Source organism: Collinsella sp. LCP19S3_F2, assembly GCF_052121015.1.
Classification (GTDB): Bacteria; Actinomycetota; Coriobacteriia; order Coriobacteriales; family Coriobacteriaceae; genus Collinsella.
The window spans coordinates 163,563-182,559 of sequence record NZ_JBQKFA010000003.1; the positions used below are offsets into that span (position 1 = coordinate 163,563).

The window sequence follows — 18,997 nt, forward strand, 5'->3', positions numbered from 1 at the left end:
GTGGGGCAGCCGCTGGGCAATGTCCCAAGTTCAGACAATAGGAGACAAATGGATATGTTTGAGGACGAGTGCCAGCGCGCCTCGTGGCGTCGTCATGGAGCGATTGCCCGCGGCATAGCCAAGCGCGGTCTGGTGGCGTTCCTGGCTTTTGCCATGGCTTTTGGCACCACGCCGGCGCAACTCTGGGCCGAGGGCGCCGAGGGCATTGCCGAGTCTGTGGCTCAGGCTGCGACGGGCGGCGAGGGCGCGGCGGCCGACGAGGGCGTTGCCGCCGGCGCCGACGCGAACAGCGCGGCGGCGAGCGCTGCTGCCGATGGCGCCGACGCTGATCAGGGCGCAACTGCGAGTGCCGCGAATGGCGATGACACCGCCGCAGACAACGCGACTGAGTCCGAGAACTCTGCTGCGACGCCTGCTGCCTCGGAGCAGAAGAACGCCGTTGACGCCGCTTCTGCCACGACGCTTTCCAGCGAGGCCAAGGTCTTCATCCAGGACACCAAGGATAAGGACAACTCGTATTCCACGAAGTCGGGCGCGCTCAGCGCGGGCGAAACGCTTTGGGCCAATATGTACGACGAGGTGGAGACCGAGGACGATTGGGGTGACCCCACCACCGAAACTCGGTCCGTCAGCAACCCCGGCGCCTGGACCTACACCTGGCTTGCCGGCACGGTTAAGGCGAGCAGCAACGTCGCCAATTACACCGAGATCGTAGGCAACGAACAGTCACTCACCGTTACCGACGCCATGGTTGGCAAGTACTTCATCTGCAAGGTAACGGCAGATGGCAAGGACTACTACGGCCCCTCGGTTTCGTACGGCTCGGGCATCAACGCCAAGGACATCCCTGGCCCTGTGCTCGGTGTTGGCCAGGCTCAGCTCGATTCCGTTAAGCTGAGCAATTCTTCGCCTGCTGTCGGCGATGAGGTTACGGCTACGGCGTACGTTTCGCATAACACGCCCGTCACGAGCGACACCAACGTTACTTTTACCTGGTACGAGTCGACAAACAAGAACTCCGACTGGACCAAGATTGACGATGCGACGTCTGCCGCCTTTACTGTGCCCGAGAATCTAGCCGGTAAGTATCTGAAGGTCGTCGCCAACGCGGGTGTAAATGATGTCGAGGTGAAGACTTCCGATGCTGTGCTCAAGGCCGGCGCGGTCAAGCTCGCAGGCGTCGAGCTCTCCGCTTCCTCCACGGAGATCGGCGCGACCCTCACGGCTAAGGCGTACACCGGCTCGAGTTACAGCCCCACCTACGTCGATAACTCTAAGGTCACCTACACCTGGAAGAAGTACAAGGGCGCCTCGGCACCCAGCAGCTCGACCACGTGGGAGACCATCGAGGGAGAGTTCGGTCCCACGCTTACCGTGACTGACGACCTTGAGGGCTACTATGTCTCAGTGTCTGCGAACGCGGGCGCGAACGATGTCTCGTTCGGCAACTGGTCGGCCGGCTATGGCGTGGGTCCCTTCAAACAGGCCGGTGCTGTGGTCATCTACTCCGCCATTCTGGCCCCCGTGGGCTCGATCTCGGGAACCTACGTCTACACCGCCGCCGATACTGTCCAAGCCCTCGCTAAAGAGAAGGGCGCCTCTGAGTACATCGATGCGTCCAAGCTGAACTATCAGTGGCAGGTTGCGGATAAAAAGGGCGGCGACTACACCGATATCGAGGGCGCGACGTCCAGCACTCTGAAGCTCGCGCCTTACGAGGGCAAGTCGGTTCGTTGCTACATTACCGCAAAGATTGGCAACAGCGACTACATCACCAAGGGCTCGAGCCTTATCGGTGCTGCCGGCTCCGTCAACATCACGAGCGTTAAGCTCGACAAGACGGGCGAGGCCAACGCAGGCGAGGCCATCACGGCGACCGCTAATGCGGCTTCGGGTGATGTGACCGCCAACGAGCACGTTGCGTGGTCGTGGTACTGCGGCGACACGTCGACGACGTGCACGACGAAGATCGATGGCGCGACCACCAATACCTTTACACCCGATGCGTCCTACGCTGGTAAGTATGTCAGGGCATGTGCTAACGGCGGTTTTGGTGACGAGGAGTCGAGTGCTGTTCTCGTTGTCGAGGCCGGCTCTGTTGAGCTTTACGGTGTGACGGTTGAGGGTGCGTTGGCATCTGGTCAGATTGCCGCAGGCAACGTTCTGACCGCGAAGGCGACCAAGGGCAACTCCTACACCAGTGTCTCGGCCTCCGATAAGGTCCACTATCAGTGGCAGTACTCCAGCGACAAGAGCCCTCTCGATAGCCATTTTGAGAACATTGCCGACGCAGCCGATTCTGCGACGTATGCGCCGACCAACGACATGGTGGGCAAGTACATTCGCGTGATTGCAACGAGCAAGAACTCTGTCAAGAGCACGCAAAAGAAGAGCTACGGCAGCACGCAGTCTGTTAACCCCGTGGGTCCTGTGACGCTTGCCGGTCAGTATACGCTTAAGTCCGTTGGGCCCAAGGAAGCGTCTACCGCGGTGCTCTCCGTTGGCACGACGCTTACGCCGTGCGTCAAGATTCCCGGTTCCTCGAGCTGGTTCGATTCCGATTTGCCTGCGGATGCCAAGCTTACGGTCACGTGGTATGCCAAGGGCGAGGGTGATGCCGATTGGGTTGAGGTCGCTGACGGTATCGATGCCGAGAGCCGAGCGCTGACGATCGGCGACGCTCTCGTGGGTAAGCGCATCAAGCTTACGGCAAGCGCACTCGACAACACCGTCGCGTGGGTTTCCTCTGACAGCGTTACTGCGGCGGGGGAGTACGCCCTGCTGCGCGTGACCACGCTCCCTCAGATCAATAGCGATTCGACCCATCTTGTTTCGGGCGATAGCGTTAAGGCAATGGTGCAAGCCAAGCGTGCCGATGGCTCGACCGCCAATGGCATCGACGTCACTGACAAGACGACCGTTGTCTGGTATGCCGCCCACGATGCGAAGGCTCCCGCTAGCGACTGGACGCTGCTGTCCGATATGTCGGGCGCTACGGCAACGGTTTCGGCTTCTGCCGCGGGCAAGTATCTGAAGGCTGTCGCCACGAGCGGCAGCTCAGCGGTCGAGCTCGTCTCCGCCAACAAGGTTATCGCCGCGGACTCGCTCGAGGCTGCAGTCCAAAAGCTCAACGATGCCAACAAGCAAATCGTTGTTGACTACAGCGCCGAGGGCGGCAACGTCAACGATGTCCTGAAGGCGCAGCTTGCCAATCTGGGATTTACCGACGTTGACGTTAAGGTCTCCGAGGGCGGCGTGCTCTTTAAGGTAGAGGATGCCAAGGCCACGGTCCGTATCTCCGACGCCCAGGATAAGACCAACGGCGATGTGACCTTCTTCTACATCGACCCCAACGACTACACCGGTTACAACATCGACGGTCTGCGTAGCGCCGATGTGGTGTTTGAGCTGTCACGCGATGGCAAGACTGAGCCTTACCAGCCCAACAAGTCGGTACAGGTTGCTTGGGACGAGGCCAAGCTGCAAGACCTTCTTGACGGAGCCGCCGAATCCCTGCAGATTGGCTACGCGGCGGGCGAGTCCGCCGATGGCGTGACCCAAAATGTCACGCTTCCGCACAAGGCGGGTTCCGCAAAGAAATTCTCTGTTGAATGGACAAGCTCCGACACCGAGCGCCTGTCTGTTTCTGGTGTTAGCTGGGAAGATAAGACGGGTACGGTCTCGCGCGCATCGAGCGACCGAGACGTGACGCTGACCGCCAAGGTTACGGTTACGAATGGCGACATCAAGCTTGCCGGATCGCACGACTTCACGGTGACCGTCAAGGGCGACCCCGATAAGGTTGCATCCGACAAGGCCGACCTGCAGGCAAAGGTCGATGCGGCCTTTACCTACGACAATATCAAGTACTACGGCACCAAAACGGTTGCCGACAAGGACGGCCTAACCGCCGACCTGCAAATGCCACAGCCCAAGAACCTTGGTGTCGACGGCAAGTATTACAAGGTCGAGTACTCCGCCAGCACCGATGACATCACGTTTAACGGTTACAAGGGTACGGTCTATCAGCCGCTGCCTGGCGTCGAGGCAGCGAAGACCAAAGTCACCCTTACGGTGACCGATAAGTCCAACGCCGAAGTCACGGCAAGCAGGACCCTCGACTTTGCGATTTCTCCGCAGAATCAGGACGAGCTCAATGCCGAGTTGTTCCACCTGAGCCTTGCGAAGTCTTCGTTCTACTTGGGTATTCTTGATGGCCAAAATGCCTCCAGCGTGACGGGCAACCTGCATGCACCGCTTAAGGTGTATGGCCAAGGACTCGGCGTTAACTGGTGCTATTCCACCGAAGAGGCTTCGGGACATTACGGCTTCGTGTTCAGCGAGCTCCCCGGCGGCACGGAGAACACCTATCGTTTGCTCAAGTCGAGCAAACCGAGGGTTATCGCGCATGAGAATCTTATCCTCACTCAGCCCGAATACAACACGAAAGTCACGATTAGCGGCCGTCTGAAGAGTGAGCGTTTTGCCCGTTATGCCGAGCGCTATCCCGACAATTCGGACTACGCGGTGCTTGCCGGCTTGGATGTTTCTGCGACGGTAAACGTCAAGGGAACGACGGGGCTCGACAACCCGAACGAGGGCAAGACCATTACGGTGACGGCCAAGGTCACGGGCGTCTCCGCAAGTGATGCCGACGGCAACTACACCGAGCAATCGGTGGTGCCCTTGACCGAGCTTACGCTTCCCGCCGACGATGACACGACGGCCGAGTCGGTACTCGAGCAGCTTATGACGGCTGCCGGTTGTACGAACCTTGAGGCAAACGCCTTGGGTCTTACGAGTGCGACGATGCCCGATGGCCGCGTGCTGGGCACAACGAGCGCCGCGCCTTACAGCTTCTGGTCGTTTTACGTAAACAATGGGTTTGCGAACTTCGGCGCCTCGAGCTATTGCCTTAAGAACGGCGATTGCGTCGAGTTCCGTTACGTTAAGGGCGATGGCATACAGAAGCCTTCGTCGGCGCCTGCCACCAATCCTGGGGCTGAGCATCCCGATGTCGATACGGCATGGAATGGCTTTGCGAACGGTGGCTCGGGATCCGCAACGGATGCCCTTACGCCTACGACAAAGACCGATACGCCTTCCTGGGCGCTCAACCTTTTAACCGAAGAGCAGCAGAAGGCAGGCGCAAGCGCCTCTGCGTCTGACCCCATTGTCGCGAATGGAAAGGTGTACCTTGTCACGGGCGCTTCGGTATGGGGCGGAAAGACGTGGAATGCCGCTCTGAATGAGATCGACCCCGAGACGGGTTCCGTCGTACGCTCGCTTGAGCTTGGCTCTTCCATGGATAGCACCTGCCGTCCCGTTATTGCGCAGGGCATCATTCTGATTCCGCTTTCGGGCGGCTATCTGCAGGCTGTTTCGGCAAAGACGTTTGAGACGCTTTGGTATTCCGACGCGTTTACGAACCAGAACCTGTCTTCGCTGACCGTTGACGGCGATTATGTCTATATCAATACCCTTGATTATTGGTCCGGCAATGACGTGCAAAACGGTACGGTCAGGCGCATCAATATTCACACGGGCGCCATCGCCGGTAGCGCCTCCGTCGCTGACGGAGGTTACTACTGGTCCGGCGGCCTGATGGTCAATGGCTACTATGTCGTTGGCGGAGATTTCGGCCAGGTGCGCGTGTATTCTGCCGATCTGTCAAAGCTTGTTGGTTCGATTAAGCTATCTGGTGGCAATATCCGTTCGGCGCTTGTCCTTCATGACGGCTTTGTATATGCGGTCACGCGCAACGATGGTACGTTGCACAAGCTGACTATTGGTTCGGATGGCTCTATTACCGAGGCCGGGAAGGTGCAGTTTGCCCCATACTCGACTTCAACGCCCGTGTTTAGCGGCAAATATGCCTTTATTTGCGGTGCGACTGCGAACAATTGGAAGGCTAAGGGCCTGCTGTCGATCATCGATCTTTCTGATATGAGCGTGAGGCAGATTACGAAAGCCGATGGCGAAGAGCTCGGCTTTGAATCGAAGAGCACGCCGCTCGTCTCCACGCGCGATGGTGAAACATATGTGTACTTCACCCTAAATGGCGCCAAGGGAAACTGGCCTAACTACACTTCGGGCGGCGGCGTGTATATGTACAAGCTGGGCGATGCCGAGGCGACCGAAGTGTTTGTTCCCGGTTCTGGTTATGCAAACTACTGCATGGCGTCGGTTGTCTGCGACGAGTTCGGCAACCTTTACTACACGAACGACTCAGGTCACTTGTTCTGTGTGAAGTCCCAGGCCCATCGCGTTAAGTTTGATGCTCGGGGCGGCTCTGCGACTGGCGATCAGACGCCTGCTTCTGGCTCGACCGTCACCAAACCGGCCGATCCGACGCGTGAGGGCTACACCTTTGGTGGCTGGTATACCGATGAGGCTTGCACAAAGGCGTATGACTTTAGCGCTGCGGTGACGGCCGATATGACGCTCTACGCCAAGTGGACCAAGAATGCCGTTACCCCTGGCGGCAACGGTGACTCTGGCTCCAATAGCGGCAATGGCGGCTCGGGTAATGCCGGTGCTGGTTCTGGCTCCGGTAACGGCACAAACGGCCAGCAGAGCGGCGGCGCTGTTTTGCCTGGGCAGAAGCCGGTATCGTCGACCAAGACCGAGACCAAGGACGGCAAGGATTCCAAGAAGGATTCCGGCAAGGGCGACAAGAAGGACAGCAAGAAGTCTGACAAGAAGTCCGGCAAGTCCAGCTCCAAGTCCGATACGGGCTCGGCTGCCGCGACTACCGCTAAGAAGTCCGCTGAGGCTCCGGCACAGCAGTCTGGCTTCAACCCGCTCGCCATTGCCGGCGTAGCGGCCGGCGTGATCGGGCTTGCGGTCATTGGCGTGTTCGTGTTTACCAAGCGTCGGTAGGTGAGAGCTGTGTCCAATAAACCTCAGGATGCCGACTCCAAGCAACCCGACTCGTCGTTCATCCAGCTCGACGATGGAAAGCAAAAGGGAGCCGCTTCGGCGGCGTCCGCCCCTCGGCGCAAGGCGCTACTTGGCTCTCTGACGGCCGTCTGCATCGCGCTGATTGTCGTCTCGCTGGGCTTTGTTCACCCTTCCGCCAGCGGCGCCTGGTCCATCGATTGGATCGCTCGGGCCGTGGCGGGGAGGAGCGTTGCCGGCTCTGGCTCTATCGCTTCTCGCAAGATGGAGACAGCGGGCTCCTCGTCTTCCGACGCTGTGGACTCCGAGTCCAAGGACTCGAGTGAATCGGATTCCAAGGACGCTTCCGAGTCTTCGGACGAGAAGTCAGACAAGGATTCGAAAGAGAAGAAGTCCGAAGACAAGGGCGGCAAGAAGTCCAACAACGCGTCTGCCGGACAGGACTCCGAATCCGCTGGTGGATCGAGTTCTTCAAACGGCTCCTCTTCGGGCGGCGGCTCGGCGGCCGGCGGTGGGTCTGCATCCAACGGCGACAGCGCCTCTGCTGGTAATCAGGGCGGCTCGCAGCAGCCTGGCTACATTACTGTGACGGTCTCAGTGACGTCGAGTTCCGTGGGTAACCCGGTGTCTTCTGGCGGTACGTTCACCTTCAACGAGGGCGCTACCCCCTACGATGCCCTGTGCGCCCTGGGCCTTTCCGTAAATGCGCACGGCTCATCGTACGGCACGTATGTCGCCGCTATCGGCGGTTTGGCCGAGAAGGAGCACGGTGGTACAAGCGGCTGGATGTACTCTGTCAACGGCGTAACGCCCAACACGGCGTGCAGCAACTACGTTCTCTCCAATGGCGACAGCGTGGTCTGGTATTACGTAACGGGCTAAATGCCTCGACATAACACGCCAAACGGGCGGTTCGGACCAACATCCGAGCCGCCCATTTTTATGCGAATGGGACGTCGTTTCCCAATCGAGGCTCAACTGGAAATCGCATCCCACTCTGAAGGTGAATTCCGGGACGCAATTTCCGCATCAGCATCCATTGGGAAAGCGCATCTCGTTCTAGACATCGATAACGGGATGTGCTTTCCGTTTCGGCGTCCGCGGGAAACTGCGTCCCGGAATCCACGCTCAGACCGGGATACGGTTTCCCGATGGGGCGGGTTTCGGAAAGCGTGTCCCGCTCTGGGGGCTCATTCCGGGATGGACTTTCCGCATGGGGGCTCATCTGGAAACTGTGTCCTGTTCTGTTGACTGATTCCGGGACACAGTATCCGCTAGGACGGCGTTGCGGAAGCTGCCTCCCATTCTGAGGCTGCAATCTGGGATACACTTTCCGGAACGGCGTTCATGGGGAAACTGCGTCCCATTCATGCACCGTAGCCCTCCTTCCTCGGCAAACTCTGTAAACAAAAACCGGCTGGAATGGGAATTCCAGCCGGTTGCGAATGCAAGGGTATGTTTGGCTGACTACGACCGTGCGCCTTCGAGGAAAAAGCGACGGCTAAAGTAGTTGTACCAGGTGACCAGGAACGTGGCGATGGCCTTCATGGCCTGGTAGCCGATGCTCAAAAACGTGACGCCCACAAACATGTACAGGTCGTTGAGGCCCAGACCGATCACCGACAGGATGGTAAAGATCGTGAACTCGCGCTTACGGCTCATGCCCTCGCGATGGTCGAACACGTACTTCATGCTGAGCCAGTAGTTAACCACGACGGACGTGGTAAACGAGACCGTCGTGCTCATCAAAAAGTCGAGGTGGAACAGCTCGACGAGCGCAATAAGCATGCCCCAGTCGACGCCAAAGGAGATAAGACCCACGACAGCGAACTTGAGGAACTGCTTGGTATGAGGTTGTGCCAGCGCGTTGCGCACGTAATCACATCCAATGCGTTGATGAATCGAGCAACGAGATACTTTAGAGCTTTTGCATGGCAAACGTAAGGTCTTTGGCAAGAACTATACGAACTCGCCAAATATTCAAGAGGTAATCCGCAAACGCTGCAAATCTTCCCGTAAACGAGCAAGGCCCACGAATAAACAGCGCTCGACGCGCGTCATCCGCAGGTCCCCGTAGTGCAACGAGGAGGCCGAGCTATTTGGTCTGCTCGCCCTCTAGGAAGATCTTTCGCGTTACAAAGTTGTAGACCATGACGAGTGCGGTAGCGCAAATCTTGGCGATATTGGCCTCGAGGCCCAGGCCGGCGTTGAGGGCAAGCACGATGCCGTCGTTGAGCGCCAGGCCAATAACGGATAGCACGACAAAGATGATGAACTCGCGGCGGCGGCTCATGCCCTCCTTGTGTGCAAACACGTACTTCATGCTCGCGACGTAGTTAAAGACGAGCGAGACGATAAAACCGCTGGTGTTGGCGATCAAGATGTTGAGGCCCAGGCCGTAGTGGAGCAGATTCATGATGCCAAAGTCGATGACGGTGGCAACGACGCCGACGACGCCAAACTTTATGATCTGCGCAAGGAGCTTTTGCATGGTACCTGCCTTAGGGTGGCGCCGGGGCGCCGCGGGGATGACAAACCCAGCAAGTTTAACCAATCCCCGCAGGCGGGGCTAGGCGCGCTCCTCGATAGCACCGTTTCTATATGCATCGAGGAGCTGGCGCAGGTCTTGGATCTGACTGCGAATCTTGACGCCGGTATCGGTGTCGCTCACCATGCGGCGCCGGTCGGCCTCGTCAAAGCGGTTGGTCTCGCTTTCGATATCGATGTTGCGGGTGAGCGCCTCGGCAACGCTGGTAAAGGCCTGGTGCGACTTGAGGCGGCATCCGCGCGAGCTCGAGATGAGCGTGTAACCGGCGATGCCCGTTTTGGGGTGGTAGGCGCGACAGAAACCGCCGTCGATGACCAGCAACTTTCCGTTGGCGCGGATGGGCTGCTCGCCCTTGGTGGTCTTGACGGGCGTATGGCCGTTGATGATATGGCCCGTCGGCGAGCAAGCCATGGGGGCGACGCCAAACTCCCGCATGATGTCGTCGCAAACGGACGAGGACGTGGTGAGCGTGTAGTACGGGTCCATCGGCTCGACCCACGTGCTCTTGTCGGCAATGTAGGCGCGCTCGAAGGTGCGCACCACGCGTCCGCTGGCGGGTGAGTTAAAGCCGATCCACAGGTACCACATCCAGTCGAGGGCATCGCGGTCGCCGACGCGCCAGGCGCGACGGGCGATATAGTCGCAAAAATCAAAATAATCGCGGCCGGCGTGCCAGGTACCCAGGCAGTTCATGCTGCTAAAGGTGCCGTCTTCGTTGAGCGGTACGCAGCCGTGGAACAGCAGATTGCCGTTGGCGACCTTATACATGGAGCCGTGGGTATAGAGGAAATCGATGTGGCGATGCAGATGATCGGCGGTGACAAACTCGGACACGAGCTTGTCGATGATGTGCTGCTCCTCGGGCGTGAGCGTGTAGGGGTCTGCCGGATCGACGGTGGGGAAGTCGTTGGTCGTGAGCGGCCACACGCTGCCGTCGGCGAGGGTGACCGTGCCGGTGTCGTGATCGACCTTGTCGAGCAGAAGACGGTCGGCCATGTCGAACTCGGGGTGGCGCTGGATAATCTGGCCCTCGAGCTTAAAGAGCAGAACGTTGATGGCTTTGATGAGCGGGCTGATGGGCTCGCCGGCGGTATAGGTAGCGTTGGCAAAGGCGACAAGCTCGCGCAGCGAGATGCCGTAGTCGTTCTCGAGAATCTCGTAGTTGTCGTAGCGCAGGTTGTTGCGTAGCACCGTGGCGATGCAGGCAGGCTCGCCGGCAGCGGCGCCCATCCACAACAGATCGTGGTTGCCCCACTGAATATCGAGCGAATGATAGGTGAGCAGACGGTCCATAATCTTGGCCGCGCCGCCGCCGCGGTCGAAGATGTCGCCCACCAAGTGCAGGTGGTCGACGGCGAGGCGCTTGATGAGTGAGGCGAGCGATTCGATAAAGTCGTCGGCGCTGGCGGTCTCCAAGATGGATTCGATAATGCGCTCGTGATAACGCACGCGGTAGTTGTTCTCGTCCGGATGCGTGTGCAGCAGCTCGTCGATGATGTAGGCGTAATCGCGCGGGATGGCCTTACGTACCTTGGAGCGGGTGTAGCGGCTCGAAAGCGAGCGGGCAACCACAATGAGCTGGTTGAGCATGGTCTTGTACCAGGTGGGCGAGTCCTCGTGCCGGCTGCGGACCAGGTCGATCTTCTCGCGCGGGTAGTAGATGAGCGTGCACAGCTCGCCCTTTTCGTTAAAGGAGAGCGTGTCGCCAAAGATTTCGTCGACATGCTCGCGCACGACGCCCGAGCAGTTGTTGAGGATGTGCATAAAGGCTTCGTACTCGCCATGCACATCGCTCATAAAATGCTCGGTGCCCTTGGGCAGGTTGAGGATGGCCGAGAGGTTGATGATCTCGGTGAATGCGGATTGCTCGGTGGGGAACTGTCTCGACAGCAGGCGCAGATACTTGAAGTCTTGCGGATTGCGATCGAATGCGACCATGAAACACCTTCCGATGTGGTTGGTAAAACTGATAAACAGCGTCAAACGTTTATCAGTATGCGCTGCTTTTGTTTCGATTGGGGTGTGGAGATTGAATTGTTGGCCGAACGGTTTGCTAAATCGATTTAGTCAAGGTAGATATGGCGGTTGAGTGGAGACGTAGGGTCGTTTTTGCAGGCGCATACCTCCGGGATCGCTAGAGATGATGACGGTAAAGATGTTCACTACCTTTGGTTCAATTTGGTAAATAACGGACATTTGTACCGTATTCACGCATGCTGTGCGATAATTTGCGCAGCAATGAGTAAGGAGCCTCATATGAGTGATTTTGTCCTGACCTGTGAATCCGCTGCCGATCGAACCCGTGAGTTCTTTGCGTCGCGCAATATTCCTGTCGTGTGTTTTCATTACGAGATCGACGATGTTGTCTATACGGACGATCTGTATCAGTCGATTACGCCGGACGAGTTTTTTGCTCAGATTGCCGCGGGCGCCATGCCCAAGACGTCTCAGGTGAGCGTGGGTGAGTACGAGGAGTTTTGGGAGCCGTTTGTTGCCGAGGGTAAAGACGTGCTGCACCTGACGTTGTCGTCGGGTATTTCGGGCACGTATGGATCGGCCTGCGTTGCGGCGCAGATGCTCGCGGATCGCTATCCCCAGGGCGGCAAGGTGCGCGTCATCGATTCGCTGGCGGCGTCTTCGGGCCTTGGCCTGCTGGCGGAATGTGCCGCCGACGTTCGCGATGGCGGCGCTTCGCTCGACGAGACGGCCGCTTGGATTGAGGAGCATAAACTCAACCTGCACCACTGGTTCTTTTCGACCGATCTGTCGAGCTACCTGCGCGGCGGTCGCATTTCGGCCGCGAGCGCGATCATCGGCACGGCACTCAAGATTTGCCCGCTTATGACGGTCGATTGCGAAGGTGAGCTGGCGCCGCGTGAGAAGATTCGCACCAAGAAGCGTGCGATTTCCGAGATGGCTAAGACCATGATGGCACACGTGCAGGGCGGTGCGGATTATTCGGGTAAGTGCATCATGTCGCACTCGGCGTGTCGCGAGGATGCCGAGGCAGTTGCGGCGCTGATAGAGGAACAGATTCCGCAGCTTAAAGGCAAGATTGAGATTAATGACATCGGTACTCTGATTGGCTCGCATACCGGACCTGGTACGGTGGCGCTCTTCTTTATGGGCGACAAGCGCGTGGACTAACGTTTGTGGGCTGGCTGACGGTTTTAACGGCTACGCCTGTCCTCCTGACATTTGATAACAGAAAAAGGCCCGTCCCGTTGTTTGCGGGGCGGGCCAAGATGTTTTGCTAGCGTTTCTTTCCACGGAAGAAGAAACCGTGTAGCGAGGGCTTGAGTCCGCGGTTGGCGCGACGCTCCTCGATATGATCGTGGATCGAGGCGACGCGCTCGATGACCTCGTCGGGAATCGGCACGTCGGGATTCATGTTCTCGACCTGGCTGATCTCGGCGGCGGCGACCTGGTCGATAATGGGCACATCGTCGCGCGAGATGACAGGCGTGGCGTCTTCCTTCATCTTGCGGTAGCGCTCCATCATGTCGGTTTGCAGCTGCTGGGCCGAAGGCGGCGTCCAGATGATAGCGTTGGCGCCGGCGGCGATGGTTTCACGGATGCTCTCGGGCGTCTTGCCACCCGGTGCGATGAGCGGCAGGCTGGGATAGTGCTCTCGCAGTTCGCGTAGGACCTGGGGTGTGTTTTTGCCGGCGGCGATGTTGAGGATCTTGGCCCCGGCGCGCACCTTGGCGTGGGCATCGTCATCGCAGCGAACGACCGTGGCGATGACGGGGATGTCGGCGATGTTGGTGATGTGCTCGACCATCTCGGCGGTAGCGGGGGAGTTGACCACGCAGCCCGCCGCGCCTTGCATCTCGGAGACGGCCGCCATCTGCACGGAGCGCTTACCGGTGGTGGTACCGCCGCCAACGCCCACAAAGACCGGGCACTCGGCAACAGTCAGCAGCGCCTGCGTAATGGCGGGCTGCGGCGTGAAGGGGTAGACGGCAAACACGGCGTCGGCATTGGAGTTGCGGATGACCGCCACGTCGGTGGTGTAGATGAGCGATTTGATGCGGCGTCCAAAGAGCGTAAAGCCGCTGGCCTCCTCGATCTCATCGGGCATGCGGAGGGCCGCCTTGCGCAGGCGCCCGTCGATGGGCAGCGGCTCCATGGGCAAAAGGCCGCTGGGGGTTACAGCCACCTGGGGCTCGGTAAATTCGTCCGCAAGCTCAACCTCTGAGAAATCGACCGAGGCGACGATGTCCTCGTGAACCTCGGCGGGAACATCGATGGGGGCTTGGTCGTTCGTCGCGGCGGGCGTGTCGAAGGAGCTGGTGGCGACAAAAGCGTCAACACGCTCGTTCAAATCGTTGAGAGAATCCATTGCGGTCCGTTTCTATAATGTGCGGTCGGCAGCGTGCGACCGGCGCTACGTTGCTAAAACGTTTGACGAGTTGATTTTTCCCCGCCGCGCTATCCGTTAGACCGAAGGGCCGGCGAACGTGAAGGAGCTGTGGTGGCAGGTTTTGAGGTGCTATCTTGGATGTCCCGTATACAAAAGAGAGGTGACGCGGTATGGAAATCTCGACATTATTGGGCTCGATTGGCCTATGCGTGGGCGCAATCGTAGCCGCCGCGGTCATCTACTTTGTGGTTACGGCCATTAAGGGCAAAAGAGCCGAGCGCAAGGAACGCGAGGCACTTAAGCAGCACCGTGACCAGCAGGACAAGCGCGTACGGAGATAGCTTGTTGAGTTGGTCCGTGCGCTAACTGCGTTTTCGGATCAGAGCGATGTAGAAGCCCTCAAAGTCGCGGCTGGGCGGGATGGTCAGCGTGCCGGGCATGCCGTTGGCGACGGTCGAGACGTGGCCGGTGGCGATGGCCTCGGTGAGGGCGTTGCTCTCGACGCGTGGCTCTTCGCCAGCTTCCTGGGCGCGGCGCGTTTCACTTTTACTCGGCGTGCCGTCGAGGGGGATGAGCTCGCAGTCCATGTGTTTGTCGAGGGCCTCTTGCAGGGCGTCCTCGTTTTCCTGCGGCAAGATCGAACAAGTCGAATAGACGAGCGTGCCGCCCGGCTTGAGGGCGCCCATGGCGCGGTCCAGAAGCGCGCGCTGCGAGCGGGCGCACTTGCAGAGCAGCTGCTCGGTCAGGCCGCGCAGGCTTTTCTCGTTGCCGCTGATGACAGTGCCCGTGCCGGTGCAGGGGGCGTCGAGCAGGATGCGGTCAAAGCGGAAGAACTCGTCAAGCTCGCGTGCGTCGATACGCATGACGGGCACGTTTTTGGCGCCCTGGCGACCCAAGTTGGCCTCGAGCTTTTCGGCGCGGGGAATGCTCATCTCGCAGGCGGTGAGGTGCGCCTGTCCCTGGGTGAGGGCGGCGATCTGCGTCGTCTTGCCGCCGGGGGCCGCGCACATGTCCAGGATATCCTCGCCGGCCTGAGCGCCCAGCACCAAAGGAGGCATCATGGACGACAGGCTCTGCAGGTAGATCATGCCGTTGCGGTAGATGTCGAGATCCCACAGATCGGATACCTGGGCCTCGGGCAGGATGAAAGCGTCCGGGAACCAGGCAACGGTTTGGTGGGCGATGCCGGCTGCGTCGAGCGCGGCGGCGATGTCCTCGGCGGTCGCCTTGAGCGTGTTGGCGCGCAGCGTGACCGGGCGCGTGGCAGCGGCGCCAAAGCCTTCGATTATGAGCTCGGCATCGGCAGGCGCATAGGCGCCGGCGACCGTGTCGACCAGAAAGCGCGGCAGGTCGGCGGCGGAGTGTTGGGCGGCAAGCTGGTCGGAAAGCTCGGTAGCGGCAAACTGCCTAAGCTTGAGCTCGGGCTTAACCTGCTTTTTCTGCTTACGACGACGCGGCTTGGACATCCGTCTTTCCTTCCCATTCCATTAAAAGTAGTCAATTTGGGACGGGGCTATTTTAGCTGCCCGTCCGTTTCGGCAGGCGTTGCAGTTAAATTTGGGACGGGGTAGCTAAAATAGCCCCGTCCCAAATTGACTAGTCTGCCTTGGCGTTTGTCTAGTACTGGCTCTCGTGCTTGCTAAAGAAGTCGAAGCGCGGGGGCAGCGGCTTTACGCGGTGCTCGCCGGGCTTCTCGCCCAGGCTCTCCACAAACTCATCCGTGGAGGCAAAGATGTTATCCCAGCTAAAGAAGGCGACCGGATCGACGTCGAAGTACTCGCAGATGAGCTCGCAGCCGGCCGGCACAATACCGTGCATGAGCACGGTCGCCACGCGCAGCTCGGTGAAGGCGTCGACCAGTGCCTGCGTCATTGCGGCGTTTGCCTCGCTACCCTCGAGCTTGTTGGCAGCCTTGGAGGCATCGCTCCAGCGCTTGTTGGCGGCACGCAGGTAGTCGTCGCACACGGCGAGCGCGCGGTGCGTCTCGAACTTGTACATGGCCTGCTCAAAGGCGAGAGCTGCCTGCTCGGCGGCTTCGACCACGGTGGCGGAGGCGGTACCGGCGGGGATGCAGCCGTTGCGGTAGGGGCTCTCGTCGCCCTCCTTGACGGCGACGCCGTAGAAGCAGCTGCGGGCCAGGCGGTTGAACACGCCGGTCAAAAGCGCGCTCTCCTTAAGGGCCGGGTCGATAACGCGCTTGTCGTCGCAGGCGCGTACCTCGTTGCCGTCCTTGTCCTTGCCGGTCACACGCGTGTCGTATGCCTTGGGGCTAAAGCTCACCGGCTTCTCGGACAGGCCGAGCGACAGCCAATGCGCGCGCATCTGCTCGCAGGTGTAGTGGTTGAGCAGGTCGTCTGCCGGCGGGGGAGGCGTCTGCGAGGACGAGCTGGCCTTTTTGCCCATGTAGAGCAGGTGATAGCAGGCGCTGACGGTGCTCTGCGTGAGGTTCCAACCCAGGGCCTCCCACATGGCGGTCTGCGCGATGCAGTAGAAGTAGATGTTGTCCTGACCGATAAACTGGTAGATCTGTGCGTCGTCCGAGCACCACCAGTCGCGCCAGTCGAGCGAGCTGTGCTGGTAGGTGGGCGCGGGGACCTGCGTGGAATCGGCGGCGGGATCGCCCATAAGGGCGGCATCCTGGGCGGCGACGCCCTCGGTCACGCCGGCGGCGCGGGCATCGCGGGCGAGCACGGTGCGGGTGTAGCTGATGGGCGCCCACAGGCTCTCGGGCCAGCACCAGCAGGTGACGTCGGAGACGCCATCGACCTCGGGCACCGGAACGCCCCAGTCGATGTTGCCGGTGATGCGGAAGGGCACGAGCGCCTTGCCGCTACGGAAGCGCACGCCGCCGTTGGCGAGCACCGCGTGGGCATCGTCGCGCTCCTTCCAGCTGGGGAAGGTGACGGTAAAACTGCTCTTGTTGCCCTCGGGCTCCAGCACGGTGTGCTCGGGGAGCTGGTCCTCGACGGCGTCGAAGGCCTCGCGGAACTTGTTCTGGATGTAGAGCTGTGCCGGCAGCAGCCACTCTTCCATGGTCTTGGAGACCACGGAGCGAACCTGCGGGTTCTGGGCGAGCTTGGCGGTGTAGGTCTTCATAAAGTCAAGGTAGGCGGGCAGGTCGAAGTAGAGGTTGTCGACCGGGCGCAGCTCGGGCACCTCGCCGGTGAGCTGGCTCTTGGGAGCGATGAGCTCCTCGGGCTCAAACTGGTGGCCCAGGTCGCACTCGTCGGCATAAGCCTTCTCGGACTTGCAACCTTGGATGGGGCAGCGGCCGATGACCTGGCGACCGTTGAGGAACGTGCCGGCCTTGGCGTCGTAGAACTGCAGGGTAGAGCGCTTGGAGATGGTACCCTGCTCGTGCAGGCGCTCGATAATCTCGGCGGTCACCTTGTTGTGAATCTGGGCCGCCGGCTCAAGGCCCGAGCCGCCGTAGATGTCGCAGCTGATGTTGTAGTTGTTGAGGGTCGCGGCCTGACGGGAGTGATTGGACTCGACATACTCGCTAATGGACTTATCGTAGCCCTCGTTCTCCTTGAGCTTGCGGTAGCTCTCCATGATGGGCGAGCCGTAGCAGTCGGTGCCCGAGGTGAAGATGACGTTCTCGCGGCCCAGGCGGTCGCGCAGGAAGCGGGCGAAGAAGTCGGCCGGGACAAAGACGCCGCCAACGTGGCCAAAGTGAAGGCCCTTGTTGCCATAGGGCTCGCCGGCGGTAACGATGGCACGGCGAGGCCAGCTGGGACGGTCGTTCATGGAGTATTTGGATGCCATGGGACTCCTTCGCATATGGTGAGAGCGCAGCCGGGCGCAAGGCCTGGCGACGCGGTGGTCAATTCGTGCATATCGTTCGACATTATCGCACATGCGGACGGGTACGTGGCAGGGGCGCTATCCTAAGATGCTATGAATGAGATTTCCAACATACATGCGTTTGAAGACGAGGATTTCCTGCACGCCTGCTTTGTGTGGGGGATGGCCGTGCTTGGCGCATTTGCCGTGTGCCTGGTGCCGGTGTTTATGCTGCTGGGTGGGCCCGCGGACTTGGATGCGGCTGACGCGGGTGGCTGGACGGCTGTCTTAGGCTGGATAGTTGGCTTGGCTGCGGTTTCGACGGCGTCATTTGCCGTGCACGAGTTGGTGCACGGCGTGTTCTTTAAGCTGTTTGCGCCTGCCGGTGCGCACGTGACCTTTGGGGCGAACCTCGAGACATGCATGATCTATGCCTGCGCCGAGGGCGTGGTGTATTCGCGCCGGCGGTACATGGCAGTTTGTCTGGCGCCGACGGTTGTCGTGACGACAGCGTTTACCCTGGGGTTTGCGTTTTCGGGCTATCCGCTGTTGTGCTACCTGGCAGCCGGCTTGCATTTGTCGGGCTGTGTGGGCGACTGGTATTACGTGCGGACCATTTTGCGCGACCGCCGCATTGTCGCCTGCGAGGACACGTCCTTTGGCGTTCGCTTTTTTGGTCAGTAGTCTTTTTGGGACGGGGCTATTTTGACTACTTTCCTGTTGATGCAGGTATTTGGAACTGCTTGACGTCAAAAGTAGTCAAAATAGCCCCGTCCCAAAAAGACTACCCTGGGTAAAGATTGGGAGGAGATGTCCATGAAGCCGCTGCTGCTGCATGCGTGCTGTGCGCCGTGCTCGCTGGAGCCGGTTCGTCTGCTGCGTGAGGAGGGGTTTGAGCCCACGATTTGCTGGACCAACCCCAATATTCAGCCGCGCGATGAATGGCAGCGGCGTTTGGACGAACTTCGCCGGTGGTGTGCCGATGGCGACATCGAGCTCATCGAGGCGGGGGAGGACCGCGAGCGCTGGGAGGCCGGCGTGGCCCCGCTGGGCGCCGATCGACCCCGTCGCTGTCGCGCGTGCTATGCCCTGCGTCTTGCCGAGGCATGCCGTGTGGCCCAGGAGCGCGGGTTTGAGTTTGTGGGCACGACGCTCGCCGTCTCGCCGTATCAGTTGTTCGACACCTGCAATGACGTGCTTGAGCGCTTGGCGGCGGCACATGGTCTCACCCCGGTCATTCGCGATTTTCGCCCGTATTATCCCGAGGCGACGCGTCGTTCGCGCGAGCTGAGTATGTATCGGCAGAATTATTGCGGCTGCCGATTCTCGGCCGTCGAGGCGGCCATGGACCGCGCCCGCATCCGCGACGAGCGCAAAGCCGCCAAAAAGTAGTTCTT

The 18,997-nt window shown here is 59.8% G+C and carries 12 protein-coding genes; 6 read left to right on the forward strand and 6 right to left on the reverse strand.

Going from position 1 to position 18,997, the window contains the following annotated elements:
• Positions 1–48: 48 nt before the first annotated feature.
• Both ACTQX9_RS03820 and ACTQX9_RS03825 read left to right on the forward strand, forming a co-directional pair.
• A complete protein-coding gene (locus tag ACTQX9_RS03820) occupies positions 49–6,882 on the forward strand; it encodes an InlB B-repeat-containing protein (protein WP_441540532.1) in 6,834 nt (2,277 codons plus the stop codon).
• A 9-nt stretch (positions 6,883–6,891) separates the two neighbouring features.
• Positions 6,892–7,782, forward strand: coding sequence for a DUF4430 domain-containing protein (locus ACTQX9_RS03825; RefSeq protein WP_441540533.1), 891 nt, complete (start codon positions 6,892–6,894; stop codon positions 7,780–7,782).
• A 585-nt stretch (positions 7,783–8,367) separates the two neighbouring features.
• On the opposite strand, the gene ACTQX9_RS03830 is transcribed toward ACTQX9_RS03825, so the two are convergent.
• The 3 genes from ACTQX9_RS03830 to ACTQX9_RS03840 all read right to left on the reverse strand — a co-directional run bounded on the left by ACTQX9_RS03830 (position 8,368) and on the right by ACTQX9_RS03840 (position 11,386).
• A complete protein-coding gene (locus ACTQX9_RS03830; RefSeq protein ID WP_370450581.1) occupies positions 8,368–8,775 on the reverse strand; it encodes a GtrA family protein in 408 nt (135 codons plus the stop codon).
• 220 nt (positions 8,776–8,995) lie between these two features.
• Positions 8,996–9,391, reverse strand: a complete 396-nt coding sequence (locus ACTQX9_RS03835) for a GtrA family protein (protein WP_441540534.1) — start codon at positions 9,389–9,391, stop codon at positions 8,996–8,998.
• Positions 9,392–9,469: 78 nt separating this feature from the next.
• Positions 9,470–11,386: a fructose-1,6-bisphosphatase gene (locus tag ACTQX9_RS03840; protein ID WP_441014877.1), complete on the reverse strand. Its 1,917-nt coding sequence runs from the start codon at positions 11,384–11,386 to the stop codon at positions 9,470–9,472.
• A gap of 318 nt (positions 11,387–11,704) precedes the next feature.
• Between ACTQX9_RS03840 and ACTQX9_RS03845 the strand changes: the two genes are divergently transcribed.
• Entirely contained in the window at positions 11,705–12,595 is an 891-nt protein-coding gene (locus ACTQX9_RS03845) for a DegV family protein (RefSeq protein WP_427728969.1), read from the forward strand.
• Positions 12,596–12,701: 106 nt separating this feature from the next.
• Here the strand turns inward: ACTQX9_RS03845 and ACTQX9_RS03850 are convergent, their stop codons facing one another.
• A complete protein-coding gene (locus tag ACTQX9_RS03850) occupies positions 12,702–13,793 on the reverse strand; it encodes a hypothetical protein (protein ID WP_441063467.1) in 1,092 nt (363 codons plus the stop codon).
• 191 nt (positions 13,794–13,984) lie between these two features.
• On the opposite strand from ACTQX9_RS03850, the gene ACTQX9_RS03855 reads away from it, so the two are divergent.
• Complete coding sequence (locus ACTQX9_RS03855) at positions 13,985–14,155, forward strand: hypothetical protein (protein ID WP_441014875.1); 171 nt, start codon at positions 13,985–13,987, stop codon at positions 14,153–14,155.
• Between the two features lie 21 nt (positions 14,156–14,176).
• On the opposite strand, the gene ACTQX9_RS03860 is transcribed toward ACTQX9_RS03855, so the two are convergent.
• Complete coding sequence (locus ACTQX9_RS03860; RefSeq protein ID WP_441540535.1) at positions 14,177–15,280, reverse strand: RsmB/NOP family class I SAM-dependent RNA methyltransferase; 1,104 nt, start codon at positions 15,278–15,280, stop codon at positions 14,177–14,179.
• A 151-nt stretch (positions 15,281–15,431) separates the two neighbouring features.
• A complete protein-coding gene (locus ACTQX9_RS03865) occupies positions 15,432–17,582 on the reverse strand; it encodes a methionine--tRNA ligase (protein ID WP_441540536.1) in 2,151 nt (716 codons plus the stop codon).
• 132 nt (positions 17,583–17,714) lie between these two features.
• On the opposite strand from ACTQX9_RS03865, the gene ACTQX9_RS03870 reads away from it, so the two are divergent.
• Together ACTQX9_RS03870 and ACTQX9_RS03875 are read left to right on the forward strand one after the other, a co-directional pair.
• Positions 17,715–18,284 (forward strand): DUF3267 domain-containing protein, encoded by a 570-nt coding sequence (locus ACTQX9_RS03870; protein WP_441540537.1) that lies wholly within the window; start codon positions 17,715–17,717, stop codon positions 18,282–18,284.
• 132 nt (positions 18,285–18,416) lie between these two features.
• Positions 18,417–18,992 (forward strand): epoxyqueuosine reductase QueH, encoded by a 576-nt coding sequence (locus ACTQX9_RS03875; RefSeq protein ID WP_441540538.1) that lies wholly within the window; start codon positions 18,417–18,419, stop codon positions 18,990–18,992.
• Positions 18,993–18,997 lie beyond the last annotated feature (5 nt).